The following is a 25,792-nucleotide window of genomic DNA, read 5'->3' on the forward strand; positions in this document are numbered from 1 at the left end:
GGGCCGTGATCACCGATCCGGACGTCTACACGCGGGGCGTGCCGTACGAGCATCTCGCGGCGCTGCGCCGGGAGTCGCCGGTCGTGCGCGTGGACGATTTCTGGGCCGTGCTGCGGCATTCGGACGTCAAGCACGTGCTGAAGAACCCGAAGCAGTTCTCGTCGCACCTCGGTGGGACACAGATCCGGGATCCGGCGACCGAGCAGGATCTCGGTTACGTCCGTCGGATGATGCTCAACATGGACCCGCCCGAGCACGCCCGGTTACGCGGCCTGCTCACGAAGGCGTTCACGCCGCGCGCCGTCGGCAGGCTGACCGAGCGGATCCAGGGCTGGGCCAGGGAGCTGATCGCCGGGGTCCGGGACGACGGTGAGTGCGACTTCGCCGCCCTCGCGGCCGACCTCCCGTTGCTGACGCTCGCCGAGGTCTTCGGGATCCCCGAACAGGACCGGCGGCTGATGTACGACTGGAGCAATCGCGTGATCGGCTACCAGGACGCCGATTACGCGGTGAGCGCGACGGTCGACGCGAGCGACGTCACCGATCTCGCACGGGCGGCGCTGGCGGTGCGTCCGGTTCCGGGACCGGACGGCGCGATGCCCGATCCGCGCACGCGGGCCGGGATGCCGGATCTCTACGCGTACGCCACCGCGCTCGGCGAGTACAAACGCCGGCATCCCGGCGAAGACGTGATGAGCAACCTGATGGGGCACGTGGAAGACGGCGGCCGGGTTTCCATCGCGGAGTTCGAGAACCTGTTCTGGCTGTTTTCCGTGGCGGGCAACGAAACACTGCGCAACGGCATCCCCGGCGGGATGCTGTCGTTGCTGTCGCATCCGGATCAGTACCGGCGGCTGCTGGCCGATCGTTCGCTGCTTCCCGGTGCGGTGGAAGAGATGTTGCGCTTCTGGACGCCGGTCATGCATTTCCGCCGGACCGCGACCGAGGACGTCGTTCTGTCCGATGTGGACATCCGCGCGGGCGAGAAGGTGGTCGTCTGGTTCTCCGCCGCGAATCGCGACGAGACCGTCTTCGAAGATCCGGACCGCTTCGACATCGGCCGCACGCCCAACGATCACCTGACCTTCGGGCACGGTCCGCATTTCTGCCTCGGCGCCCAGCTGGCGCGGGTGCAGCTGCGCGCGATGTTCGAAGCGGTCCTCGATCTGCTCGGCGAGGCCGAACTCGCCGGTGAACCGGTGCGGTTGCGGTCGAACTTCCAGAACGGGCTGAAATCCTTGCCGATCCGGTGGTAGCGGAGGGCCCCTTCCCGCCCCCGAGCGCGGGAAGGGGCACCTCACCCCCTGATCATTCGGCCGCGGCGTACTCCGGCTCGGCGATGGCGGAGCGGGCTTCGGCCTTGCGCAGGCCGACGACTCCGGACAACGCCACCAGGACACTGATCACGGCGATACCGGTGACGACGGTCAGCGCGGGCGCCAGACCGTTCAGCAGCGCCGCCGGGCCGGTGGCCCCGCCGGAGTTGCCGGTCAGGACCGCGGTCACCACGGCGAGCCCGATCGCGCCGCCGACCTGGATCGACGTGTTCAGCAATCCACCGGCGAGCCCCTGCTCGTCGTCGGAGATGCCGTTGGTCGCCTGGATGTTCAGCGACGAGAACGCCAGCATGAAGCCGATGCCCAGCAGGATCATGCTCGGCAGCACCGAGCCGGCGTAGCTGGAGCTTTCGTCGATCCGCAGGAACAGCGCGTACCCGATGACATGGGCGACGACACCGGCGAGGATCGTGCGCGGGGTGCCGAGCCGGTCGATCAGCGGCTCGATCCGGGGCGAACCGAAGGCCACGATCAGCGCGGCGGGCAGGAATCCGAGCGCGGTCTGCAGCGCGGACCAGTGCAGCACGTTCTGCAGGTAGAGCATCACCACGAACTGGAAACCGATGTAGGCGCCGAAGAACGTCGCGCCGCCGAGGTTGGCGCGGGCCAGCGGACCCGAGCGCAGGATGCCGAGCCGGAGCAGCGGGTGCTTGCTGCGCTTCTCGATGAACACGAAGGTGGCGAGCAGGGCGAGCGCGAGGGCGAACGAGATCAGCGTCCGCGGCGCGGCCCAGCCGATCTCCGGCGCTTCGACCACGGCGAAGACCAGCAGGAGCGAACCGGCGGCACCGGTGATCGCGCCGGGGAAGTCGTAGCCGCCGCCCGTCTGCGGCTCGTAGGACGGGATCAGCTTGATCGCGGCGACCAGCGCGGCGAGCGCGATCGGCACCGGCAGCAGGAACGTCCAGCGCCAGCCCACCTCGGTGAGCAGACCGGAGAAGACGAGGCCCGCGGAGTAACCGCTGGCACCGAAGACGGCGAAGATGCTGATCGCCCGGTTGCGGGCGGGGCCTTCGTGGAAGGTCGTGGTGATGATGGACAACGCGGCCGGTGCGGTGAACGCGGCGGCCAGCCCCTTGATGAAGCGGGTGGCGATCAGCAGCGCGCCGTCGTCGACGAGACCGCCGAGCAGGGAAGCGAGCGCGAAGACCGCGACGGCGACGAGGAAGACCCGGCGCCTGCCGAGCAGGTCGGCGGTGCGGCCGCCGAGGAGCAGCAGGCCACCGTAGCCGAGCACGTAGGCGCTGATGATCCACTGCAAGGCGCCGGTGGAGAGGCCGATGTCGGCCTGGATGGACGGGAGGGCGACGGCGACCATCGACACGTCGAGCGCGTCGAGGCCGACGACAACGGACACAGTGAGCAGGACACCCCAGAGGCGCGCGTCCCACCTTGTCGAGCTGGTGGACAGCTGCACGGAAGAACTCATGATCCGTACAGTACATGCACACGCATCTAATGCAAGTGCATTTAATGACTTTGCATAAAATTCACGTGCATGCTATCTTGGGCCGCGTGAGCGACGTCGCCGAAGAAGACCTGCTGCGGGAGTGGCACGACCTGTCCGCCCGGCATGCGGCGGTCTTCGGTCGGCTCGAGTGCCGGCTGCAGGAGCGCCACGGGCTCGGGGTCACCGAGTTCGAAGCCCTCGAACGCCTGGTCACCTGCGTGGTCGGCAAGTGCCGCGCGGCCGACCTGACCGAGGTCGTGCACCTAAGCCAGAGCGCCACCTCGCGGCTCGTCGCCCGTCTCGAGCGCGAGGGCCTCGTCCAGCGTGCGCTCTGCGAGTCGGACCGGCGCGGGATCTTCGTCGTCGTGACCGACGAGGGCCGTCGCCGCTACGAAGAGGCGAAGCCGACGCACCGGGCGACCCTCGAAGAGACCCTCACCATCAACGCCTGACGCCTCCAGGCCACCGCTCCTTTGCTTGCCCCTGAAGTACGTGAAGGCCCCCTTCATTGCGCCTAGCGCAGTGAAGGGGGCCTTCACGTACTTTGCCACTCACGAAGTCAGCCCCGCGCCAGCCCCTCGCGAACCGCGGGGACGACTTCGTTCCCCCAGCGGCCGAGCGCACTGTCGGTGGAGGTCCCATCCTCGACCGGGAAGTAGATGAACCCCGCCGCGCCGTGGTCACGCACCGCCGAGACCAGTTCCCCGACCCACTGTTCCGGCGACCCACCGATCCATCGCCCGTCGTCGTCACGCGGGGACGCCACCGGGTTTTCCGTTATGCGGCCGGGGAAGTTGTAGATGGTCGCGATCTCACCGGGGTCCCGGCCCGCGTCGACGGCCGCCTGGTCGATCACCGGACGGGATTCGGCGAACCGAGGACTGAGCCAGTCCGCGGCATGTCCCGGGATCCAGCCGTCGGCCAGTTTTCCGGTGACCGCGAGGGATTTGGGCCCGACCGCGCCCGTCCAGACCGGCGGCGCGGCCGCGGCGGCAGGCACCAAGCCGTCGACGGAGTAGAACTCCCCCTCGAACGTCACCGGCGCCCCGCCTCCGGAAAGCGCCTTGACCAGAGTGATCGCCTCGCCCATCGCCCGGACCGCCTCGGCGGGCGTCCGGTGCTCCACCCCGAGCTTGGCGATCTCCCGCCAGAGCCCACCCGCGCCGATCCCGAGCGCGACGCGACCGCCCGAGAGCGCCGAAAGCGACGTGATCGTCCTCGCCAGCATCGGCGCGGGACGACTCGGCAGGTTGGTGACGTTGACGGCGGCCATCACACGCGAGGTCCTGCCGAGGATCACGCCCAGCGCCGCGTAGGCGTCCAGCCGGTCGGCGAAATACGGGTGATCGGACAAGCTGACCAGGTCGAGTCCCGCGCGGTCGGCCTGTTCGGCGTGCCGCAGAAGGTCGTCCACCTCGCCGACGCCGGTCTCGAGGCCGAATCCGAACAGTGCCATCATCACTCCTTAAGTTCGTAGTACGCACTATTTGTATCACGAACTAGTTCTCGGTGTCGAAGTCAAGAATGTTTGACATGATGTCTAGAACTCTTTACTTTGGTTTTCGTGGCACTGGAAGAGAAACGCGCGTGGATCACCGCGGTGGTCACGATGTGCGCTTACGTGGCGTATCTGATCGTCGTCCTCAGCCGAGCGGGCTCCGGTCCGCTCGTCGACGTCCCCTACGTGGCGACGCTGCTGTGGACGATCGGGGCGGCCATCGCGGCCACGATCGTGCTGAACATCGCCGTGACGATCGCCGCGCCGCGTGACGACGACCGCAAAGACCAGCGAGACCGTGAGATCGGCCGGTTCAGTGACCACATAGGACAGTCGTTCGTCGTGATCGGCGGCGTCGCGGCGCTCGTCATGGCGATGGCGGAACTGGACCACTTCTGGATCGCCAACACCGTCTACCTCGCCTTCGTGTGCTCGTCCCTGCTCGGCTCGCTCGCGAAGATCGCCGCGTACCGCGAGGGATTCCAGACGTGGTGAAACCGACCAAGGTCACGAACTCCATCCGCGCCCTGCGGTTCGCCAAGGGCGAGATGACCCAGGCCGAACTCGCGAACCGGATCGGCGTGACGCGCCAGACGGTCATCGCGATCGAGCAAGGCCGCTACTCGCCGTCGCTCGAGATGGCGTTCCAGATAGCCCGGGCGTTCGGCGTCGGGCTCGACGATGTTTTCCAGTACCCAGACTAGGAAATGAGGCCGCCGTGAAGGCGATCGTCCAGAACGAGTACGGCACCGCCGACGTCCTGAAGCCCGCCGATCTGCCCGAACCCGAAACGGGACCGGACGGTGTGGTCGTGCGAGTCCGGGCGGCGGGGGTCGATCCCGGCGTCTGGCACCTCATGGAAGGCTCGCCGTATCTGGTGCGGCTGATGGGTTTCGGGGTACGGAGACCGAAGGCCCGCGTTCGCGGGATGGACTTCGCCGGTGTCGTGCACGCCGTCGGCGGTGAAGTGACACGATTCCGTCCCGGCGACGAGGTTTTCGGTACCTGTCAGGGATCCTTCGCCGAGTACGCACTGACCACAGTGGACAGAATCGCTCGGAAACCGGAGCGGCTCGGCTTCGGCGAAGCGGCCGCCGTCCCCATCTCGGCTTTCACCGCGCTCCAAGCCCTCCGGGACCGGGGCCGGGTCGCGCCCCGCCAGAAGGTCCTGATCATCGGCGCGGGCGGCGGCGTGGGCACCTTCGCGGTACAGATCGCCAAGGCGTTCGGCGCCGAGGTGGACGGCGTATGCGGCACGGGCAAGGTCGATCTGGTGCGCTCGCTCGGCACGGCCCGGGTCTTCGACTACACCCGCGAGGACTTCGGCGGCGGCTACGACCTCATCGTCGACACCGCCGGCAACCGGTCGCTGACCTCGCTGAGGAAATCCCTGACTCCGCGAGGCACTCTCGTCCTCGTCGGCGGGGAGACCGAAGGGAAATGGATCGGCGCGGTGGGCCGCACTCTGCGGGGGCTGGTGCTCGGGCCGTTCGTGAAGCAGAAGCTCCGCGCCCTGATGTCCAAGGAGAACCAGGACGATCTGCAGACTCTGCGCGCGCTCATCGAGGCGGGGAAGGTGACGCCGGTGATCGACCGTGCCTATTCGCTGGCCGAGGCGCCGGAAGCCGTCCGCTACGTGCGCGAAGGGCATACGAGCGGCAAGGTCGTCATCACCATCTGATGTTCTCCCCCGCGTCGGTCTCCGGTCATCTCGACGGTGTTCGGTGTCGGAGAGCGATCCGCCGAGCGCCGAGGAGACCACCGATGTCCGTCAACCGCCGGGACCTGTTGCGAGGCGCCGCCACCGCCGGTGCGCTGGGGCTGGCCTGGCCGTTGAGTTCGCGGATGACGGTCGCGCAGGCCGAGGAGGCCGCCGTGGCGCTGGGCGCGACCTGGGACGAGGCGCCGTTCACGCTCGGCGTCGCGTCCGGCGACCCGGTCCCGTACGGCGTCGCGCTCTGGACCAGGCTCGCGCCGAAACCGATGGAGTTCGAGCAGCCGCTCGACGACACCGTCGAGGTCGGCTGGGAGGTGGCCACCGACCGCGGGTTCCGCCGCCGTGTGGCGCGCGGGACGGCGGCCGCCACCGCCGGGCTCGGGCACAGCGTGCACGTGCCGGTGTCCGGGCTGGAGCCGGGCTCGCAGTACTACTACCGCTTCACCGCGCTCGGCAAGGTCAGCCGGATCGGCCGCACCCGCACCGCGCCGGTCGGGCCGGTCCGGCGGGTGCGGTTCGCCTCGGCGAACTGCCAGGCGTTCCACGACGGGTTCTACGCGGCGCACGCCGGGATCGCGCGGGAGGAGCTGGACTTCGTCGTCCACCTCGGCGACTACGTCTACGAGCACGGTCAGGTCGGCGGCAACCCGCTGCGCGACCACGAAGGTCCCGAGGTGCTGACCCTGCCGGCGTACCGGCGGCGGCACGCGCTCTACAAATCCGACCCCTCGTTGCGGGACGCCCACGCGGCCCACCCCTGGTTCATCACCTGGGACGATCACGAGGTCGTCAACGACTACAGCGGCACCACCCCGTCGTTGCGGGCTCGACGCTCGGCGGCGTATCAGGCCTGGTTCGAGCATATGCCGGTGCGCCCGGACCACCCCTCGACGCCGAGGATCCACCGGCAGCGCCGCTGGGGCGATCTCCTCGATCTGTCCATTTTGGACCTGCGGCAGTACCGCTCGGCGCAGAACCTGCCCGACGGCACGATCCTCGGCGCGGACCAGAAGGCGTGGCTCAAGGACCAGGTGACCGGGGCGGGCGAGGCCTGGCACTGCTGGGTGAACTCGATCATGCTGAGCCAGCTGGCGAAACCCGGCGGCGGCTACATGTTCACGGACCAGTGGGACGGCTTCCTCGCCGAACGCAAGGAGGTGCTGACCCACGTGGCACAGAGCGGCCTCGAAGACCTCGTGGTGATCACCGGCGACTGGCATTCCGCGTTCGTCGACGACATCCGCCCGGACTTCGCGGACCCTGCCAACCCGGTCATCGGCACGGAGTTCACCGCGCATTCGGTCACCTCCGGCGCCTACTCCCCCGAGTGGAACGCCACGAACGGACCGAAGATGGGCGCGGCGAACCCGCACCTCAAGTACTTCGAAGGCGACCGGTACGGCTACGACGTCTACGAGGTCACCCCGCGCCGCTGGAGCACGCACATGCGGGTGATCGGCGACCGGCGCGACCCGCGTTCCCCGGTGAGCACGCTGACGACGTTCCACGTCGATCGCGGCAAGGCCGGGTCCTATGAGGACCGGTCCACCAGCACGTCTCCGGCACAGTACCGGCGGCACTAGGCCAAAAGGGGAGCCGGGAACTCAGAAGAGGGGCGGCGACGCCCTTTCGGAGCAGCGCGGTTCACCGCACGCGTTCTCGTTTCACCTGCCCGATGAATTCACGACAATTCTTCCGTGCGGCTAATCTGGCCTTTCCACTGGGAACAAGACGCGGGAGAAACAATGAAGAAGAAAATCGCCGCTTTAGTCATGGCCGCCTTTTCGGTGGCCGGATTCCTGGCCGCCTCGCCGGCCGCCGCGGCGACCGAAGGCCAGTTCCCGCCCTACGGATGCGACAGCAATCGCTACGGAATCCTCTTCGGCGAGGGTATTTCGATGACCTGCTTCTCGCTGCCGAGACACTCGGAAACGTACCGGGTGGTCGCCCACTGCGCGTCCGGATCCTCCTTTTGGTACACCGTCGGCCATTGGGTGCCGATCGGTTTCGGCCCGTCGACCGCGGAATGTCACGGCGCCCTGCTTTCGAGCGCCTACGTCGCCGGATATCACGTAGACGACTTCTGATATCCGAATGCGACGATGTTGATCTTGGCGGCGCCTTTCAGCGTCCGCTCCCGGCTGGTCCCCACCGGCCCACCTCCGCGGTGAGCCACCGATGCAGGGAAAAGGCCAGTTCGACCGGCGCGTCGTACTGGATCAGATGCCCGGCATCGGGAATGACGTGCAGGAGGGCACCGGGAATCGCGTCGGCGAGCTGTTCCGCGCGGTCGACCGGGATCCACGTGTCGTCCGCGCCCCAGATCACCTTCACCGGCAGCTCGAGTTCCGGGTAGCGGTCCTGGATCTCGTCGGTGAACCGGACGTCCGCCTCGGCGATCTGCCGGTAGAAGGCGCGTTGCCCCTCCTCGTCCAGCCAAGGTCCGGTCAGCGTGGCCAGTTGCGCGCCGGTGAGACCACGATGGGAGGCCGTCCCGATGTAGGACTCGAGCGCACCCCTGTGCACCGTCGGGGGCTGCGCCTGGAAGACCTCGGCGTTCTCGGCGACGAGCCGGAAGAACTCCGAACCCCATGGCCGCAGCGCGACGACGTCCACCAGCGCGAGCGAGGCGTACTCCGCGCCGTGCAGCAGCTTCGCGCGCAGCGAAACGGCTCCGCCGTAGTCGTGGGCGATCACGTGCGGGGCGGTCAGCCCCCAATACGTGAGCAGGTCGGCGAAAAGCTCGCCCTGCGTGCCGAGATCGACGGCGTGGCCGGGATCCTTCGACGAACGACCGTATCCGGGCATGTCCCACACGTGGACGGCGAACTCCTCGCTGAGCGCTCGCGCGAAAGGCGCCCACAGTTGCGCCGACCACGGTGTTCCGTGGCACAGCACCACTGGGGCGCCTTCGCCGAGACGCTCCCACGCCACCGAACGGCCACGCCACTCGAACGTCCGCGACAACTCCAGCTCGCCGAAACCCATGATCGCGATCGTAGTGGCGGCCGTCCGCTCAGTCGGGCAATTGCAGTTCCGTATGCCGTTTGGACAGCATCTCCGCCAGTTCCCGGAGTTTGACGTTCATGTTCTGCGACGTGTGCCGCAGCACCTCGAACGCCTCCGCGGCATCGATCCCGCGCCGTGCCATGAGGATGCCCTTGGCCTGCCCGATCGCGTCCCTGCTGTCCAGCGCCTGCTGGAGCTGCTCCTCCTGGAGCTGCCCGCGCGTGACGGCGTGCGTCGTCGCCAAAGCCAGCGACGCGTGCGTCGCCAGAAGCAGCAGCACGTCGCGGTCGGCCCTGGCGATGCCGTGCGGACGGCGCGAGTAGACGTTCAACGCACCGGACACCTGCGAACTCGACGCTTCCGGCAACAAGGCCGTCGACACCAGCGAGTGGAACCCGAGCGCCGCGGCGGCCGGGCCGAAACGCGGCCATCGGGCGTCTTCCGCGAGGTTGTCGCTGAAGGCCGCCGCCGGTCCCGAAACCCGCGCCGCTTCGACACAGGCACCTTCGCCGTACTGATACTGCAACTGGTCCAGTTCGCCGGCGATCTCGTCGGTCCCCATCGGCGTGTGGAACCCGCCGTCGGGATCGAGGAGGGTGACGCTGACCAGATCCGCGCCCGGCACCAGATCACGCGTCGCGAAGACCACCCGTTCGAGTACCGCCGCGATCGAACCGGAATCCAGCAACGCCCTGGTCAGGGAGACGAACTGGTTGACCAGTGGCCCGGCGAGGAGCCGGGCGCCGTTTTCAGAGGTCACCGGCAGTTCGCCGTCGCCGACATCCTCGACGAATCGGTTCTTGTCCCGCTGCCAGTCGATTTCATCGTCCAAAGCCCGCCTCTCCCACTTCTGCACATCGGCGTGATGCACCACGGGAGCCACCGGCGGGAACCGGCGCCGAGCGCGCACCATCAACCGCCGCAACCAACCCGGTTACCGGCGGATCGGCGCTAACTTCTCAACGCTCAGAACCGCTTTCGGAAGCCGACCTTAGCCGAATGCGATCACCCCGCCTACCGCGACCCACGTTCGGCCCGTCCCGGATCGTCTCTTCCGGGCACGCGGTCGACGAACCGCTCGGCCACCTGGCGTAACGCGACGTCCTCTCCGCCATGTTTCAGCCGGCGCCGTGGTTGGTACCCAGGCGCCGTATCGCCGAGATCCCCGGGGGTGGTCACTCTGTCCTCGCTCCAGGCCGAGGAGCAGCGACGGGTCGTCGCTGCCTGCTTCGCGCGCACCGGGCTCACGATGGAGCAGCTGTGGCTGAGGTACTTCGCGCTCGGCGGTGACGTCAGCGAGGTCGAACTGGAGGCGTTCCTGCAGGGACTGCTCCCCCTGCCCCGGATCCAACGGGACATGGTGGCCCACGCGGTCAACGAGCGCCTCGACGAGATCTCCGGCGCGAGACGGGCGCCGTACAGCCGCGAACCCAGTGAGGACACCCGCCCCCGCGGCCCGCTGGCCGCGCTGGTGGGACTTCTCGACGGCGCCCACCGGGTCGCCCCGGAGCGGCTGCCCGACGTCATCGCGGCGGCGGGGCGCGCGCTGAACCTCCGGATAGCCGTCTACCTCGCCGACTACGACCAGCACCGGCTCATCCCGTTTCCCGAGCGGTCACCCGGCCGGGTACCGCTGGCGATCGACACCAGCACCGCCGGTCAGGCGTATCGGCAGGCGGGCACCATGCTGGCCGAAGACTCCTCCGGACCGCGCTTGTGGACCACGCTGCTGGACGGCGACGAGCGCGTAGGCGTGCTCGAGGTCGAAGCCGGCCCGAACACCGACCTCAACGACCCCTCTCTGCGCACCCAGTGCCATTGGCTCGCGTCGCTGTCCGGCCACCTCATCGCCGCGGCGATGCGCTACGGCGACGGCCTCGACATGACACGCCGCCGACGACGCCGCGGCCCCATGGCCGAACTGCTCTGGCAGCACCTGCCCCCGTTGACGGCGGCGACGCGCGAGGTCGTGGTGGCAGGCGGAGTCGAGCCCGCCTACGACGTTCGCGGCGTCACTTTCGACTACGCCCTTTCCGAAACGACGGCATGGCTGGCCATCTTCGACGCGGGCCGCGAGGCCGAGTCCTCGGCGCTGGCGGTGTCGGCGGCACTCGCGGCCTACCGGTCCGCCCGCCGCGAGGGTCAAGGACTGCACGGCCAGGAGAGCGCTGTCGACAAAGCGCTTTCGACACAGTTCGGCACCGGAGCGTCGGTTCGCGGGACCCTGGCCGAAGTGGACCTCGCCCACGGGGATCTGCGCCACCTCGAAGCGGGTGGGGAAGCACCGCTCGTGCTCGGCAGCGGACACGGACCGGCCACAGTGGACAGTGCGCCGCGATCACCGTTCGGCGCCGGGACGCCAGGCCGGATCTCGACCGCCCGTCTCCAGCCTGGAGATCTCCTCGTCCTGCACACCGAAGGCCTCTCGGAGGCGCGTTCCGCCGACGGCGCACCGTTCTCACTCGCCGGAAGCCTGGACGCCAATGCCGGATACGTACCGCCCGAGATCGCCCGACGCGTGCTGCAGGCGGCGAAGTCCCACTGCCACAACGCTTTCGCCGCTGACGCCGGCCTGCTACTCGCTCACTGGCCGGGAACGCCGTGAAGCCGCTCAGGCGCTGAAATCGACGTCTTCGCTCATCACCGTCCCTCCCTTTCGGCCCGGTGCGGCCTGATACCGCCAGTACAGGTTCGTGTGCGCGATGACCAGTTCCGGCGCGATCCCGCCCCACTCGGTCTTGTCCACGGTCGTGTGCGCGTCGCCGACCAGCGTCGCGTCGTACCCGCGGACGATGGCGCCGTGCAGCGTCGAACGGATGCAGGCGTCGGTCTCGGCCCCGACCACCACCAGCCGTCCGACACCGCGTTCGGCCAGCACCTTCTCCAGGTCGGTGTCCTCGAACGAGTCTCCATAGGACTTTTCGACGACCGGCTCGGTTTCCTCCTGGTCCAGTTCGCCGACGATGCGCCATTCCTCGCTTCCCCGCACGAGCCCGTCGTCGGAGTGCTGCACCCACACGACCGGGACGCCTTCCCGCCGTGCCCTGCCGACGAGACCGCCGATCTTCGCGACCACGGCGTCGCGCTCGTAACCCTCGTCGACGACGGCGTTCTGGACGTCGACGACGAGGAGCGCGGTGTTCGGCCGGTTGTCGAGAGTGGTCATGTCAGGTATCCCTCCAGGTCAGGCTGCTGGGGCAGACCCTAACCCGGACCACCGACAGGAACGGCGATCAAGCTCCCGGAACGGCCAGCGCCTTCGTGTTGCGCTGGACATCGGACCACGCGCCGTCCCGGCACAACCCGCAGGACGGGCCGAAGAACTCCGCGCGGGCCCGCTCGTCGCCGGAAAGCCAGAACCGGAACCACGCCGTGATGGCGCCGCGGAACCCGCCTCCGTCGCCGACGGGCGTGAAATGGGTCGCGCCGCGGAGTTCGCCGTAGATCGCGGGGACCTGGTCCGCGAGGCGGTAGCGCGGGATGACCAGCAGCCCGGGGATGACGATGGTGTCGAACTGGCCGCCGAGGAAGAACGAAGGGCCTTTGAGTGCCGTGGCGGAACCCTGCGGTCCAGGCTCGATCGGGATCGTCGTGGTGACGCGCGCGTCGGCGCCGGCGGCGATCGCTCCGCCGCCGCCTTGCGAATGGCCGGTGGCGCCGATGTGCGCGGTGTCGATCTTCCCCTCATAGCGGCTGCCGGGACGGGAATTCTCGGCGATCAAGGTCGTGGCACCGGCCAGCATCTCCTGCCCCGAACCCGCGTTCGGGGTGTCGGCCGCCGCGACGACGAAACCGTGGGAGGCCAGATGCCGCAACAGGCCGTCATAGGTCTTCGGGTTCGCACCGGTCCCGTTGCCCCACAGGATGACCGGATGCCTCTCCAGCCGCGAAGGCCGGTACACGGTGTGCGCGCTGTCGAGGGCTTCGACGGTCACCGCGTAGGGGCCTGGCTCGCTCCATCGCGTGTCGATGCCGGTCGCGGCCGTCGCTGCGGGTGCGAGGCCGACGGTGGCGAGCGCGACCATCCCGGCGATCAGTGTCCGTGCGCGAAGTCTGCCCATGGTGGCCACCCGTCCCGTTTCGCCAGGGCCCCGATGCCCACGGCGTTCCTTCCCAGGGTGTCGGTCCGGTCACCGTACGTCCATGGGGTCGATCACAAGGTCGTGCGGACGAGGCTTGTGATCGACCCCAAAGCCAGGGTCAGCCACAGACAGCTCGGTCACTCACGACCTTCTTCACCCGAACGTCGAAAGCCCGTCCAGCAACCTGTCGACGTCGTCGATGCTCGTGTACGGCGCCAGCCCGACCCGGAGCGCCGGATCCTCCAGCTTCAAGGCCGCGAAGACTTCGTAGGCGTAGAAGGATCCCGCCGGCGCGACGACGTTCCTTTCGGCGAGATGCAGTTGCGCCTCGCGCTCGCGGCCACCGAGGCTCATCAGCACGGTCGGGGTCCGGTCCGCCGCCTTGCAGTGGACGGTGACGGCGTCGCCCAACCCTTCCTCCAGCCTGGCGCGCAACGTGTTTTCGTGCTCGTGCAACGAGTTCATCGAGTTCGCGAGCCGTTCTCGCCGTGATCCACCCACTCCGGGGTCCAGCGCGGCGAGGAAGTCCACCGCCGCCGTGGCGCCCGCGAGCATCTCGTAGGGCAGCGTGCCGAACTCGAACCGCTCGGGCACGGTGTCGGGCGACGGCACGAGCTTGTCCGGCTCGACGGATTCGAGCAGGGCGGGTGACGCGCCGAGCACACCGCAGTGCGGGCCGAGGAACTTGTACGGCGAGCAGACGAAGAAATCCGCTCCGAGCGCGGGCACGTCCACGAGTTCGTGGGCGGCGTAGTGCACTCCGTCGACGAACACCAGCGCCCCGACGTCGTGGGCGAGATCGGCGATCCGGCGGATCGGCGGCTTGGTGCCGAGGACGTTCGAGGCCGCCGTGACCGCGACCAGCCTCGTCCGTTCGGTGAGGACGAGGGAATCGAGGTCGAGTTCCGTGGTTTCGGGGTCGATGTCGAGCCGGCGGACGGTCATCCCGGCGCGTTCGGCGGCCTGTACCCACGGCCGGACGTTGGCGTCGTGATCGAGACGGCTGACGACGATCTCGTCGCCCTCGCGCCAGCTTTTGGCCAGGTGCCGGGAAAAGTCGTACGTCAGCTGGGTGGCGCTGCGGCCGTGGACGACGCCTTCGGCGGGCACGCCGAGGAAATCCGCGTAGGCGTCACGGAAGCCCGCGACGGCGTTCTCCGCGTTGAGTTCGGACGGGCTGACCTTGCCCCGGTTCGACAACGGACCGGTCAGCGTCCCGGCGATGGCGTCGGCGACGGGCTGGGGTGTCTGAGTACCCGCAGGTCCGTCGAAGAAGGCGGTTCCGTCGGCGAGGGAAGGGAAGTGGAGCCGGAGGGCGGCGACATCGATGGCCATGTCCCCGACTCTGACATCCGGTGAGGCACGCGTAAACGCTTCGTGGCCGGAACTTCCTCCGGCCACGAAGCGTCTCGGACTCAGTACAACGTCAACCGGTACGCGCCGGACTGCGCGGTGCCGGCGAACAGATACCGGCCGTCCGCGCTGACCGCCAGGGAAAGCACCCTGGAATCGGGCAGCGCGCCGGGCACGGGCGACCAGGTGCGGCCGAAGTCCGTGCTGCGCAGCACGCCGCCGCCGGCCGTGTTGCTCGCGAACCACACCCGGAAGTCGAACGGATGCGGCAGGATCCGGCTGATCTCACGGGGATCCTCGCCGTCGTAGACCCGGCGGAACGTCTTGCCGCCGTCCTCACTCAGGTGGATGCCCGCGCCGCCGATGAGCACGCGGCCACCACCCCATCGGCTGATCGAGATCGAACTGACCGGCTGGCTGGTCACGTGGGTCCAGGTCTTGCCGCCGTCGTCCGACCGGGACAGGCCGTCGGCGTCACCGCCCCAGACCCGGTCCGGGTTCCACGGATCACCGGCGAACGCGATGAAGCCGTTGTCGGTCGCGAGCTTCTCCCAGGTCTTCCCGGCATCGTTGCTGCGGTACAGGACGTAGCCGCTGGGCGCGAAGGCCGAGACGAGCACCCGGTTCGGGTCCGCCGGGTGGGCGAAGATCGTCCTGGGGAGGCCTTCCTTCGCCTTCGCCGCGAATTCCCAGGTCCGTCCACCGTCGCCACTGCGGAGCACGTCGAGCGAGAACCCGTTCCGGGTGACCTGCCAGACGACGTCCGGACGGCTCGGCGACACGGACAGCCGCGCGTCCTCGTGCAGCCGGTCGGCCGGGTGCGACTGCCAGACCCGGTCCGCCGCGGCCACCTTGCCGCGCGGGAGCGGCGTGTTGTAGATCTCCTGCACGCCCGCCGCGACGACGCTCTCGCGCACCAGGTTCCCGGTGGTCACGAGGTCGCGGATGGATTCACCGGGGACGCCGATCTGCTGGTAGCCCCGCTTGCCCTCGTCCGCGTACACGCCTCGATAGAGCGAGGAGATCAGCGTGGTGGCGGGTTTACCCGGTCCGGCGGGGAGGTCGATCATGTCGCTGACGCCTTCGCCCGGCGCGGGCACCGGTTTGCGGGACCAGGTGCGGCCGAAATCCGCGCTGACGTCTATGTCGTTATACGTCGACACGTACAGCCGTCCGCCGAGGAAACGCGGTTCGCGCAGGGTCTGCTCGCCGGGATCGCGGCGCAGCACCGTCCACGTCTTGCCGCCGTCGGTCGAGCCGTGCAGTTCGGGGCCGACCGTGACCACGAATCGCTTGCCGTCCGAGGCGACCTGGTTGATCTCGCCGTTGGTCCGGTAGACGAGTTCGGCCTGCGGCTCCTTGCCGCTGACCCCGCGGACCACCCAGAGGGCGTACTCCGGGTAGACGGTCGTGAGGTAGGCGTCGTCGCCGACCATCGTGAGCTTGAGCGCGCCGACCGGCGAGGCGTTGCCCTCACGCGGCCAGGTCCTCGGCACGTCGTTCCAGTGCTCGCCACCGTCGGTGCTGACGCTCAGCGAATCCATGTTCTGCACCACGACGACCCGGCCGGTCGGGTCCGTGGCCATGCCGAACGCGCCGTCGGGGTACCACTCGCGCAGGGTTTCCCAGGTCTGACCGCGGTCGGTGGTCCGCACCAGCATGCCGCGCCATTCGCCGAGGAAACCCGCCGGTTTGTTGCCCACCGCGAGCATCCGGTCCGGGTTCGCCGGATCGACGAAGAATCCCTGGATGGAGGTGTCCTGCGGCAGACCGCGGCGCACACTCCAGGAGGCGCCGCGATCGCCGGAGAGCCACAGCGCGGGCGGGCTCGGCTGCATCATCGCGAGGCCGGCGGGCGAAACGGCGAGTATGCCGCCGACGCTGTTCGGGCCGACCGGTTCCCAGCCGCCGCGCGGCTTCCCGGTCGCGTTGACGTCCGAGGGCGGTGCCTGGGGTTCGGCGGTGGCCACCGACGTCGCCCCGGTGGTGCCGAGAACCGTCAGCAGCCCGAGAACGAACATGCGTTTGGTGATCGATCTCAGTTTCATGCGGGAGATCTTGGCGCAAGATCCGAAAAAGAGATAGAGGATTCGTCGGATCTTTGCCTGGCGATAACCCCTTCTCATGCCTCTCATGCCTTGTCAAGGACTTGACAAGGCATGGACTCATCCGATCACTACCGCGATCAGCGCGGCGCCGAGCAGGGCGAGGTACGCGATCGCGTGCGCGCGGTCCGGGATCCTGCCGACCACCCGGCGCGTCACGGCGATGGTCGGGAGCGATCCGCACAGCAGCGCGCCCGCGGCCACCAGGTCGACATAACCGACGTGAGCGCCGCCCGAGGACGTGCCCGTCGCCGCGAAGGCGTAGACGGCCGTGCCGATCACCGCCACGGGCAGGCTCAGCGGGTTCGCGAGCGCGGCCGCGTCGGCCATCGGCAGTCCCTTGCGCCGCATGAGCGGCACGGTGAGGACACTGCCCCCGACGCCGAGAAAGCTCGCCACGGCACCGATCCCGGCCCCGCCCGCGATGGTGGTGACGCCGCCGAGCGCACGTGGCCCGTCGTCCTCACGCCTGCTCACGAAACCCTTCCGGGCGACGCTGTCGGCGATGGTCAGCGCGAGGTAGGCGACGAAGAGCCAGCGCAGGACACTTTCGTCGGCCACGGTGGCGGCGAAGGAGCCGAGGACGGCACCCAAACCGATGAAGGCGACGAGCGGCCACAGGTAGTCGCGGCGAAGCCGGCCCGTCCGCAGCTGGGCGAGGGTCGCGCTCCCGGCGTTGACCACCATCACCGCGGTCGACGTGGCCACCGCCACGTGCATCGCGTCCTGTGCGTGCTCCGGATCCGCGAGCGCGAAGGCGTAGACGACGGGCACGGTGATGAACCCGCCGCCGAATCCGAAAAGGACGGTGGTGACGCCGCTCAGGCAACCGAACCCGAGGAGCACCGAGATCTCGATCAGCACCCCCTCGACGGTAGGCCTCCCCGGCACGGCGGGCATTCGAAAGAGCGCCAGTTTCTTTCGTGGATCGGACACCCGGCGTAGCCTTGGTGAGGTGCGTGACATCCCCATCGACGAGGTCGACCATCTCGACCGCCCGGTGGTGGCGATCCGCACCGATTACCCACCGGGGCACCGGATCCTCCCGCATCGGCACCGGCGGGCGCAGTTCCTCTACAGCGCGACCGGGGCGATGCGGGTCGAAACGGCCGACGGCACGTGGACCATCCCGACCCGGCGCGCGGTGCTCGTCCCGCCGGAGACCGTCCATCAGGTGTTCACGACGACCGTGAGCACCCGGAGCCTGTACATCGAGCCGAAGGCGGTGCCGTGGTTCCCGCGTCGCTGCCAGGTCGTCGAGGTGTCCGCGCTGCTCCGGCAACTCCTGAACGAGGCCGTCGGCGTGCCGGAGCTGTACACCGCCCGCGGCCGGGACGCCGCGGTCATCGGCCTCACCCTGCACGAGATCCGCCGGTCCGCCCCGGTCCGGCTCGACCTCCCGCTGCCGAAACACGAACGGCTGCGAGCCCAGTGTGAGTCCTTTTTGGACGCTCCGGACATCCACGATCCCGCGAGCGAATGGGCGGACCGGCTGCACGTGAGCGAACGGACGCTGAACCGGCTCTTCACCGCGGAGACCGGGATGGGTTTCGCCCGCTGGCGGCAGCGGGCCTGCGTCCTGCATTCCCTGTCACTGCTGTCGGACGGCCTGCCCATCGCCGCGATCGCCGCCTCGCTCGGCTACGAGAGCCCCGCCGCGTTCTCGACGATGTTCACCCGGCTTCTCGGCACCTCGCCGAGGGATTACCGCGCCGCGTCCGCGCTTTGAACGCGGTGTCTGGTCGGTGACGATCGACGGCGGAACCCCATTCGCCTGACGGCGCTCATCCACGCTGCGCCCGCGCCGCACCGACGCAGTACACACCGAAGGCCGCGACCCCGATCGCCACCACGATGAGCAGCACGGTGCCGAACGGCTGGGCGGCCAAGGTCCGCAGGGCGGCGTCGAGCCCGCCGGAACGGGACGGATCATGCGTCAGCGCCGCGTACCCGACCAGCACGGCGACCACGCCGAACACGACACCCCTTGCCACGTAACCGATCCTGCCCAGCCGCTCCACCCATCGCCGGGTCCCCGACGGAAGCTTCGCGAGGTCGAGGTCCTGTTCGAAGGTCCGGCGTATCCCCTTCACCACCGAACCCACCGCGACGCCGAACACGATGACGGCCACCACGGTCACCAGGAACGGACCGGCGGGCAATCCGAGCAGCCACGCGGTGAACTCCTGCTGCTTCTGGTCGCCACTGCCCTGTTCCCCCGCCCCCAAGGCGACCTTGGCCGCGTACACGCCCAGCGAAATCCCCACCAGGCAGCGCACTCCGGACGTCACCCGCTTTACGGTGCGAGTGCGCTGCTTGTCGATCCACGTGTAGCCGACGGCGGCCAGCAATCCCTGCCACAGGCCGTAGGCCACCAGTCCCACCGCCAGTACCCACAACAGCACCCCGCCCGCCGGGGTCGAGCCGACTTCGGTGATCGCGCCGCGTCCGTCGGCCTCCTGGCCGCCACCGCCGATGGCGACGCGCACCGCCAGGTACCCGATGAGCAGATACACCAGTCCGTAGCAGCCCATGCCGATCCGTCCGAGCACCTGGACGGCCTTGTTGTGGCGCACCTGTCTCGCCTTGGTCGTGGACATCCGGTCCACCTCCTCTGAGTCTCCAACGAGTGTCGCCGCCGAGGATGAAGACCGCCGTGCGACTGGTCCGTCCGGCCCAGCGCGAAGGAGACTAAGCGGACAGCCGTCGGCCGGGTCGGGTTCGCCTTCGTCGACGTACAGCGAGCCGAGGATGGTCTTGCCACCCTCTCGCGAAGATTTTCCCCGACGATGTCTATCCGCGCCGGCCGCGTTCGTAGCCAGGGTGAGAGACGAACTCACCGAAGGAGCATCATGACCGCGACCTACACGTTCGACGTCTTTTCCAGCCTCGACGGCTACGGCGCCCACACCGGCGATTGGGGCGGTTACTGGGGCAAGCAGGGCCCCGAATTCCTCGAACACCGCCTCGCCCTGTACTCCGAGGAGCAGCGGATGGTCTTCGGCGCCACCACGTTCCGGGCGAACATGGAGATGCTCAACGCGGACGTCCCGGACTTCGAGGCGCTGGATCCCTGGGTCTCCCGGCTCAAGCACCTGCCGGCGACGGTCGTCTCGACCACGCTACGGGAGCCGCTCGACTGGCCGGACGCGACCGTCGTGAGCGGGGACGCGGTCGACGTCGTCGCCCGGCTCAAGGAGGAGTCCGAAGTGCCGCTGCGCTCGCACGGCAGCCTGTCGATGAACCGGGCGCTGATGGCCGCCGGTCTGGTGGATCGCGTGCAGGTGACGGTTTTCCCGGTGATCACCGGGAAAACCGGGGCGGCCTCGATCTTCCAGGGTGCGGCCGACTTCGACCTGGAACTGCTCGAGAGCCGGACGTTCGACGGCCGTATCCAGGAGCTCGTCTATCGGCCCACTCGGCATCACCAGAGGTAGCCATCCAAATAAGAGGGACACCGCACGGACGAGCACTTCGAATTCCGCAGTCTCCTATAGATCAATTCGCGACTCAAGCACTTTTCGCCAGCAAATACCATGAATACTTCAGCTCACCATCAATCGAATGGTGCGCCGAATACCGCGTCGCGGGTATATGCGATTCTGACGCAGTGGAAATCGAACTCGCCGATGCCGTGGCGTCGGTACGCGACGAGCTTCTGGACGCTGCCGCCCGGCGCACCGAGGCCGATTTGGAGTTCGTCGTGGGGTCCGTCGAGCTGGAGTTCTCGGTGGAGTTGCGACGCGACGCCAAAATGAAGAGCGGTTTCAAGGCGTGGGTCGTCTCGGGAGCCGCCGAAGGTGGTCTGGCCCACGGGCGCACTCAGAAGGTGAAGGTCACGATGACACCGCGAGCCGCTGATGGCGCGGACCTCTTGGTCGCGGGTGACCGAACCCGGCCGGAAGGCCCCGGTGACGTGTCGGGCCGTATCGGCCGCTGAGCGCAGGAAGGGCGTCGCACGTGGAATGGGAGCGTGTTGCTGCGGTGACCGGGCCGGACGACCGGCCCGGTTCCGGGTACGTCATCACGCCGCGGCTGGTGCTGACCTCGGCCCACGTGGTGGCAGAGGTCGATTCGTCCGCGTCGGTGTTCCGGCCCGGCCGTGAGGGTACGTTCGCCGCCAAGGTCGTGTGGCGCGGAACTGCGGGAGGCCGGGACGACGCAGCGTTGCTCGAGGTGCTCGACCCTGATTGGCCGGCGCTCGAACCGGGCCGGGTCTCGTGGGGACGAACTGTGACGCACCATCCGGGAATCAGCTGCGAGTGCTGGGGCGTGCCGAACCTGGTGCAAGGCCAAGGTCTCCCGGTTGAAGTAGAGCAGCTGACGGGGACTCTCAATCCAGGAGATCGGATCGTCGGTGACCGGTATGTGATGAGGTTGCAGGGTCACCCGCCGGAAGGCGCCTCGCCGTGGGGCGGGCTGTCAGGAGCGGCGCTGTTCTGCGGCGGCTTGCTGACAGGGGTTGTCGCGACCGACCCGCGAGGCAGGGCACACACGGTGCTCGAAGCGGTGCCCGCGTCCATCCTGCTACGGGATGCGACGTTCGCCAAGATCGTCACGACACACGACGACGTGGCCTTCGTCGCGTGTCACGGGATCGAACTGCGATCGCTGACCGACTCCCCGGCCCGGTCCTTGAACGGAGGGCTGGTGACATCACCCGCGGGGCTGTTGCCGGCGCGGCGGGCCATCGTTCCCTTCCACGGCCGTGAGGAGATCCTGACCGGGCTGAAAGCGTGGGCAAGCGAACCGGGAACAGGGATCTGGCTACTACACGGTCCCGGCGGACAGGGAAAGACCCGTCTTGCCCACCAACTCGGCGAAGACCTCGCTCGTGATGGGTGGTCCACGGTCTGGCTGGCCTCCGGTATCGCGACGCAGCAGCTCCAAGTGCTGACCGCTGTCCGAACTCCGACCCTGGTAGTGATCGACTACGCCGAAGCCCGGGCGTCGCAACTGGCTTCGCTGGCCGATGTGCTGACGCAGGGTGTCACCCCCGCTCCGGTAAAGGTCCTGCTGCTCGCACGGACCGCGGGCGCATGGTGGGATCACTTGCCTGCCGAACGTGATGCACTTCGTGACCTCGTGGAGGCCGCCTACGTGGCAGAGCTGCCGGTCTTGGATGACACTGACGACGCACGCCGGGACAGCTACCGGTCGGCGCTTACCGCGTTCTCGGCCGCGATCCCGCAGATCCCCCGCTTCGACTCCGCCGAATGGAAGACCGCCGCGGTCATCCTGGCAACTCAGCCGACACCGAACATTCACGGTCACACGGTCCTTGCCGTCCAAATGACAGCCCTCGCCGATCTTCTCGATGCCACGACACCGGCACGGAAGCCCGCCGACGGAGCGCGCGGCCCCGAAGATCGACTGTTGGACCACGAACGCGGATACTGGCGAAGGACAGCCGGCACCCACGATCTGGTCAGCAATGCGTCATCAGGAATGCTCGACGACGCCGTCGCCGCTGCGACGCTGCTCGCCCCGCGGAATGTCGAAGAGCTCGATGAAGCACTAGCACACATTCCTTCGGTCGCCGATCTCGACCGCGACCGCCGCGACTCTCTTCGCGTCTGGTTGCTGCACCTGTATCCCATGACGAGCGACGGCGGTTTCGAAGGACTGGCACCCGATCGCCTTGCGGAGAGGCATATCGGCCGGCTACTCATGGATGTGACCAGACCCTGCGTACTCGACTCTCTCGCCGCAGCGGCCGACGAAGAGCAAATGCGGCGCATCCTCACATACGCTGTTCGAGCGGCCGCGCACGCTGTCTTCGGGACACAAGTCGGTGGTGCGGTCACCACACTGTGCGTCAAGCACCCTGTGATGCAGCTGGCGGCAGTCGATATCGCCCACCAGGTCGAGGACCCGGCACCACTCTTTCGTGCCCTCGATGAAGTTGTCGCCAATCCCGATACGGATCGCGTCTTCCTCTGGCTGCTGTCGGCGCGCTTTCCCACACAGAGCCTGGTGCTCGGAGACCTCGCCATCACGGTCCTTCGTGCTCTGGTGGAACGACATCGAAGCATCCGCCTGGGCAGCGATTTCTATCTCGACCTCGATGGCCTGGCTGTGGCTTTGAACGACCTGTCGATTCGGCTCGCCCATCTCGGGCGCCAAGAGGAAAGCCTTGACTCCATTGTCCAAGCCGTCGCGATCCGGCGAGTTCTGGCCGACCTTCGGCCTGAAGCACACCTGCACACACTCGCCGGCAGTTTGACCAATCTTTCGACCCAGCTGGGCAGAGTCGGACGCTTCGCCGACGCCTTGTCCGCCGCCGAGGAGTCGATCGGACATTTCCACCACTTGGTCGAGCGACAACCCGACAAACAGTTCCCCGAACTGGCCATGGCCCTGACCGTCTATTCGGCTAGTTTGCATGATTTGGGGCGTCTCGAGGAGGCGTTGGCCGTTGCCCGGGAAGCGGTCGAATTCCACCGCCGAGCAGCTGGTGATCACTCCGAGCCCTATCTCACCCACCTCGCTTTCAGTCTGCACAGCTTCGCCCAGCAGCTAGGTGCGATGCACTACATAGAGGAAGCACTGGATCTGGCGCGCGAAGCGGTCGAGATCCGGCGTCATCAGGCGGAAGAACAACCTGACATGTACCTGCCCGGCCTCGCGGAAAGCTTGAACGGCTTGTCCACCCGGCTGGCAGAAATGGGGCATCTGGATGAGGCACTAACCATCGCCACGGAGGCTGTCGACCTCTACCGGCAGCTGGTGCTCAAGCAGCCGGATAGCCACCTTCGCGGGCTTTCCGCCAGTTTGCACAACCGTTCGGGCAGGCTGGGCGACCTGGGGCACGGCACAGAAGGGTTGCTGGATGCCAACGAAGCGGTCGAGATCATCAGGCGGCTGGCAGAAGGACAACCGGAAGCTCACCTTTCCGATCTTGCCACCAGTTTGCACAACCAGTCGGCCAGACTGAACGACTTGGGGTATTCGGAAGAAGCACTGGAGTCGATCTCGGAGGCAGCCGATCTTTGCCGCAGATCAACCCTGGAGCAATCCGGTCCCCGTCTCCGTCACCTGGCCATTGTCCTGAGCAGCATGGGCACCCAATTGCACCACGCGGGAAGAGCGGTGGAAGGACTGGCCGTGATCACCGAAGGGGTCGAGATCTACCGAGAACTGGCCCGTGAGCACCCGGACAATGACGCTCCAGGCCTCGCCGTCTGTTTGCACAATCTCTCAATTGTGCTGGGCGCGTGCGGGCAAGCGGAAAAGGCTTTGTCCGCGATCACCGAAGCAGTTGATCTTCGTCGTCAACTGGCCAAGCAGCTACCCGAAGCTTACTTGTCGGATCTCGCGTCGAGCCTTAACAGCTTCTCCGTGCGGCTCAGAGAACTGGACTGCTACGAAGAAGCTTTGGACGCGAGCATGGAGTCTGTCGACATCTTGCGTCAGCTGACAAAGCAACACCCCGACGCCCACCTACCAGACCTTGCGTCGAGCTTGAGCAACCTCGGTACCCGGTTCGGCGAGCTGGGATGCCTCGATGAAGCGCTGGACCTCACCGTCGAAGCGGTTGCCTTATGGCGTCAACTCGCCGAGCGACAGCCGCGTATGTACCTTCGCAACCTCGCGACCGGATTGAACAATCTTTCGGTGAGCCTTGCCGCGTCAGGACGCCGGGAGGAAGGATCGACGGCGATCACCGAAGCAATCGAGATCTGGCGCGGTCTGGTCGACCACCAACCCGCGACCTACGAGCGCGATCTTCAGCATTCACTTCGTGTTCTCAACGAACAGCAGCCTCAAGCCGATTAGCGCGAGTCAGCGGGTGAGCCAGGGCGCCAGCAGGGCTTCGAGGTCGGCGTCCGACAGCGCGTACGGTCCGCCGTGGAACTCGTGCCAGCGCGAAGCGTCCCGCGCCGCCGTGTACTCCACCTCGAACGCCCGCATCAGGACGTACATGAAGGTCACCGAGCTGAATCGCTCACCGAGCAACGTCCTGGCCTCGCGCGCGACACCGGTCGCGCCATGGCCGAGCACGTCCGCGAGCTTCAGCTCCTCCGCAGCCGGATCCAACAGGCTGGGGGCATACATCACGACAAAATCTCCATCACTGAAAGGAAGAACTCAGTTCTCGGCGGCGAGCTGACCGCACGCCGCCGCGATCTCCTGACCACGCGTGTCACGTACCGTGCACGCCACACCGCCCGCGTTCACCAGCCGGACGAACTCCCGCTCCACCGGCTTCGGCGAGGCGTCCCACTTGCTTCCCGGCGTCGGGTTCAGCGGGATCACGTTCACGTGCACCAACTGGCCCAGGTGCTGACGAAGCCGCTTCGCCAGCAGCTCGGCACGCCAAGGCTGGTCGTTGACGTCCCGGATCAGCGCGTACTCGATCGACACGCGACGGCCGGAAGTGTCCGCGTAGTACCGGGCCGCGGACAGGACCTCGTCCACCGACCAGCGCTCGTTCACCGGCACCAGCGTGTCCCGCAGTTCGTCGTCCGGCGTGTGCAGCGAAACCGCCAGGCGCACCTGCATCTTCTCGTCCGCCAGCTTCCGGATCGCCGGCGCGAGACCCACCGTCGACACGGTCACCGAACGCTGACCGATCCCGAGGCCCTCCGGCGAGGGATCGGTGATCCGCCGGACCGCCGCCACCACCCGCTTGTAGTTCGCGAGCGGCTCGCCCATCCCCATGAAGACGATGTTCGACAGACGGCCGGGACCGCCGGGCATCAGCCCGTCCCGCATCACGGCGGCGGCGGAGCGGACCTGGTCGACGATCTCCGCGGTCGACAGGTTCCGGTCGAGACCGCCCTGTCCGGTCGCGCAGAAGGGGCACGCCATGCCGCAGCCCGCCTGGCTCGAAATGCACAGGGTCGCGCGGTCCGGGTAGCGCATCAGCACGCTCTCCAGCAGCGTCCCGTCGTGCGCGCGCCACAAGGTCTTGCGGGTGGTCCCGTCGTCACAGGCGAGCGCCTTGATCTCGGTGAGCAGCGTCGGCATCAGATCGCCGACGAGCTTCTCCCGCGACGCCGCCGGGATGTCGGTCATCTCCTCCGGGTTCACCGTGAGCCGCGAGAAGTAGTGGTTCGAAAGCTGTTTCGCGCGGAACGGCTTCTCACCCAGCTCGGCGACGGCCGCGGCCCGCTCGGCGGCGGTGAGATCGGCGAGGTGGCGCGGCGGGAGGCCGCGCTTGGGCGCGTCGAAGACGAGAGGGAGGGCAGTCATAGCTCACCCAGTGTCCCATGTCCACCTTTCGCGCCTCCGGCCC

General features: G+C 67.9%; 24 protein-coding genes. 12 read left to right on the top strand and 12 right to left on the bottom strand.

Going from position 1 to position 25,792, the window contains the following annotated elements; genetic code table 11:
- Nucleotides 1-5: 5 nt before the first annotated feature.
- Nucleotides 6-1,256, top strand: a complete 1,251-nt coding sequence (locus DMC64_RS32580) for a cytochrome P450 (protein WP_125736638.1) — start codon at nt 6-8, stop codon at nt 1,254-1,256.
- Nucleotides 1,257-1,308: 52 nt separating this feature from the next.
- Here the strand turns inward: DMC64_RS32580 and DMC64_RS32585 are convergent, their stop codons facing one another.
- Nucleotides 1,309-2,766 carry an MFS transporter gene (locus tag DMC64_RS32585; protein WP_125736639.1) on the bottom strand — a complete coding sequence of 486 codons (1,458 nt, stop codon included), beginning with the start codon at nt 2,764-2,766 and terminating at the stop codon, nt 1,309-1,311.
- Between the two features lie 86 nt (nt 2,767-2,852).
- Here DMC64_RS32585 and DMC64_RS32590 point away from each other — a divergent pair, with 86 nt between their 5' ends.
- Nucleotides 2,853-3,239 (top strand): MarR family winged helix-turn-helix transcriptional regulator, encoded by a 387-nt coding sequence (locus DMC64_RS32590; RefSeq protein ID WP_037342344.1) that lies wholly within the window; start codon nt 2,853-2,855, stop codon nt 3,237-3,239.
- A gap of 107 nt (nt 3,240-3,346) precedes the next feature.
- Here the strand turns inward: DMC64_RS32590 and DMC64_RS32595 are convergent, their stop codons facing one another.
- Complete coding sequence (locus tag DMC64_RS32595; protein ID WP_125736640.1) at nt 3,347-4,243, bottom strand: LLM class flavin-dependent oxidoreductase; 897 nt, start codon at nt 4,241-4,243, stop codon at nt 3,347-3,349.
- A gap of 108 nt (nt 4,244-4,351) precedes the next feature.
- Here DMC64_RS32595 and DMC64_RS32600 point away from each other — a divergent pair, with 108 nt between their 5' ends.
- From DMC64_RS32600 to DMC64_RS32620, 5 genes are all read left to right on the top strand, one after another.
- Nucleotides 4,352-4,780 (top strand): hypothetical protein, encoded by a 429-nt coding sequence (locus DMC64_RS32600; RefSeq protein WP_199755173.1) that lies wholly within the window; start codon nt 4,352-4,354, stop codon nt 4,778-4,780.
- On the top strand, nt 4,774-4,989 hold the full coding sequence (locus tag DMC64_RS32605; protein ID WP_037342341.1) for a helix-turn-helix transcriptional regulator: 216 nt from the start codon (nt 4,774-4,776) through the stop codon (nt 4,987-4,989). The genes DMC64_RS32600 and DMC64_RS32605 overlap by 7 nt, the downstream gene beginning before the upstream one ends.
- Before the next feature lie 14 nt (nt 4,990-5,003).
- Nucleotides 5,004-5,966, top strand: a complete 963-nt coding sequence (locus DMC64_RS32610) for an NAD(P)-dependent alcohol dehydrogenase (RefSeq protein ID WP_125736642.1) — start codon at nt 5,004-5,006, stop codon at nt 5,964-5,966.
- A gap of 83 nt (nt 5,967-6,049) precedes the next feature.
- Nucleotides 6,050-7,585: an alkaline phosphatase gene (locus DMC64_RS32615; protein ID WP_125736643.1), complete on the top strand. Its 1,536-nt coding sequence runs from the start codon at nt 6,050-6,052 to the stop codon at nt 7,583-7,585.
- A gap of 162 nt (nt 7,586-7,747) precedes the next feature.
- Entirely contained in the window at nt 7,748-8,089 is a 342-nt protein-coding gene (locus DMC64_RS32620) for a hypothetical protein (RefSeq protein WP_037342338.1), read from the top strand.
- A gap of 37 nt (nt 8,090-8,126) precedes the next feature.
- Here DMC64_RS32620 and DMC64_RS32625 read toward each other — a convergent pair whose 3' ends face one another.
- Together DMC64_RS32625 and DMC64_RS32630 are read right to left on the bottom strand one after the other, a co-directional pair.
- Nucleotides 8,127-8,990, bottom strand: coding sequence for an alpha/beta fold hydrolase (locus DMC64_RS32625; protein ID WP_125736644.1), 864 nt, complete (start codon nt 8,988-8,990; stop codon nt 8,127-8,129).
- Between the two features lie 28 nt (nt 8,991-9,018).
- Complete coding sequence (locus DMC64_RS32630) at nt 9,019-9,843, bottom strand: GAF and ANTAR domain-containing protein (protein WP_063777627.1); 825 nt, start codon at nt 9,841-9,843, stop codon at nt 9,019-9,021.
- A gap of 339 nt (nt 9,844-10,182) precedes the next feature.
- Here DMC64_RS32630 and DMC64_RS32635 point away from each other — a divergent pair, with 339 nt between their 5' ends.
- Nucleotides 10,183-11,616, top strand: coding sequence for a SpoIIE family protein phosphatase (locus tag DMC64_RS32635; RefSeq protein WP_125736645.1), 1,434 nt, complete (start codon nt 10,183-10,185; stop codon nt 11,614-11,616).
- Nucleotides 11,617-11,622: 6 nt separating this feature from the next.
- Here DMC64_RS32635 and DMC64_RS32640 read toward each other — a convergent pair whose 3' ends face one another.
- From DMC64_RS32640 to DMC64_RS32660, 5 genes are all read right to left on the bottom strand, one after another.
- Entirely contained in the window at nt 11,623-12,177 is a 555-nt protein-coding gene (locus tag DMC64_RS32640; protein ID WP_125736646.1) for an isochorismatase family protein, read from the bottom strand.
- 67 nt (nt 12,178-12,244) lie between these two features.
- A complete protein-coding gene (locus DMC64_RS32645; RefSeq protein WP_233629895.1) occupies nt 12,245-13,072 on the bottom strand; it encodes an acetylxylan esterase in 828 nt (275 codons plus the stop codon).
- Between the two features lie 174 nt (nt 13,073-13,246).
- Complete coding sequence (locus DMC64_RS32650) at nt 13,247-14,428, bottom strand: cysteine desulfurase-like protein (protein WP_125736648.1); 1,182 nt, start codon at nt 14,426-14,428, stop codon at nt 13,247-13,249.
- Nucleotides 14,429-14,508: 80 nt separating this feature from the next.
- Nucleotides 14,509-16,494, bottom strand: coding sequence for a peptidase S8/S53 subtilisin kexin sedolisin (locus DMC64_RS32655; RefSeq protein WP_125736649.1), 1,986 nt, complete (start codon nt 16,492-16,494; stop codon nt 14,509-14,511).
- A 117-nt stretch (nt 16,495-16,611) separates the two neighbouring features.
- Entirely contained in the window at nt 16,612-17,415 is an 804-nt protein-coding gene (locus DMC64_RS32660) for a sulfite exporter TauE/SafE family protein (RefSeq protein WP_125736650.1), read from the bottom strand.
- Between the two features lie 91 nt (nt 17,416-17,506).
- Between DMC64_RS32660 and DMC64_RS32665 the strand changes: the two genes are divergently transcribed.
- The gene (locus DMC64_RS32665; RefSeq protein ID WP_125736651.1) at nt 17,507-18,280 is read left to right on the top strand and encodes a helix-turn-helix transcriptional regulator; all 774 of its coding nucleotides are present in this window, start codon (nt 17,507-17,509) and stop codon (nt 18,278-18,280) included.
- Between the two features lie 55 nt (nt 18,281-18,335).
- Here the strand turns inward: DMC64_RS32665 and DMC64_RS32670 are convergent, their stop codons facing one another.
- The gene (locus DMC64_RS32670; RefSeq protein WP_125736652.1) at nt 18,336-19,151 is read right to left on the bottom strand and encodes a DUF1206 domain-containing protein; all 816 of its coding nucleotides are present in this window, start codon (nt 19,149-19,151) and stop codon (nt 18,336-18,338) included.
- A 252-nt stretch (nt 19,152-19,403) separates the two neighbouring features.
- Here DMC64_RS32670 and DMC64_RS32675 point away from each other — a divergent pair, with 252 nt between their 5' ends.
- The 3 genes from DMC64_RS32675 (at nt 19,404) to DMC64_RS32685 (ending at nt 24,330) form a co-directional block, all read left to right on the top strand.
- The gene (locus DMC64_RS32675; protein ID WP_125736653.1) at nt 19,404-19,988 is read left to right on the top strand and encodes a dihydrofolate reductase family protein; all 585 of its coding nucleotides are present in this window, start codon (nt 19,404-19,406) and stop codon (nt 19,986-19,988) included.
- Between the two features lie 173 nt (nt 19,989-20,161).
- Nucleotides 20,162-20,491 (top strand): trypco2 family protein, encoded by a 330-nt coding sequence (locus DMC64_RS32680; RefSeq protein WP_125736654.1) that lies wholly within the window; start codon nt 20,162-20,164, stop codon nt 20,489-20,491.
- Between the two features lie 20 nt (nt 20,492-20,511).
- Nucleotides 20,512-24,330 (top strand): tetratricopeptide repeat protein, encoded by a 3,819-nt coding sequence (locus tag DMC64_RS32685; RefSeq protein ID WP_125736655.1) that lies wholly within the window; start codon nt 20,512-20,514, stop codon nt 24,328-24,330.
- Between the two features lie 6 nt (nt 24,331-24,336).
- Here DMC64_RS32685 and DMC64_RS32690 read toward each other — a convergent pair whose 3' ends face one another.
- Both DMC64_RS32690 and rlmN read right to left on the bottom strand, forming a co-directional pair.
- The gene (locus DMC64_RS32690; RefSeq protein WP_125736656.1) at nt 24,337-24,609 is read right to left on the bottom strand and encodes a hypothetical protein; all 273 of its coding nucleotides are present in this window, start codon (nt 24,607-24,609) and stop codon (nt 24,337-24,339) included.
- A 33-nt stretch (nt 24,610-24,642) separates the two neighbouring features.
- A complete protein-coding gene (gene rlmN / locus DMC64_RS32695; RefSeq protein WP_016336213.1) occupies nt 24,643-25,749 on the bottom strand; it encodes a 23S rRNA (adenine(2503)-C(2))-methyltransferase RlmN in 1,107 nt (368 codons plus the stop codon).
- Nucleotides 25,750-25,792 lie beyond the last annotated feature (43 nt).

The sequence above is a fragment of the Amycolatopsis sp. WAC 04197 genome (assembly GCF_003947475.1).
In the GTDB taxonomy this organism is placed as follows: Bacteria; Actinomycetota; Actinomycetes; order Mycobacteriales; family Pseudonocardiaceae; genus Amycolatopsis; species Amycolatopsis japonica.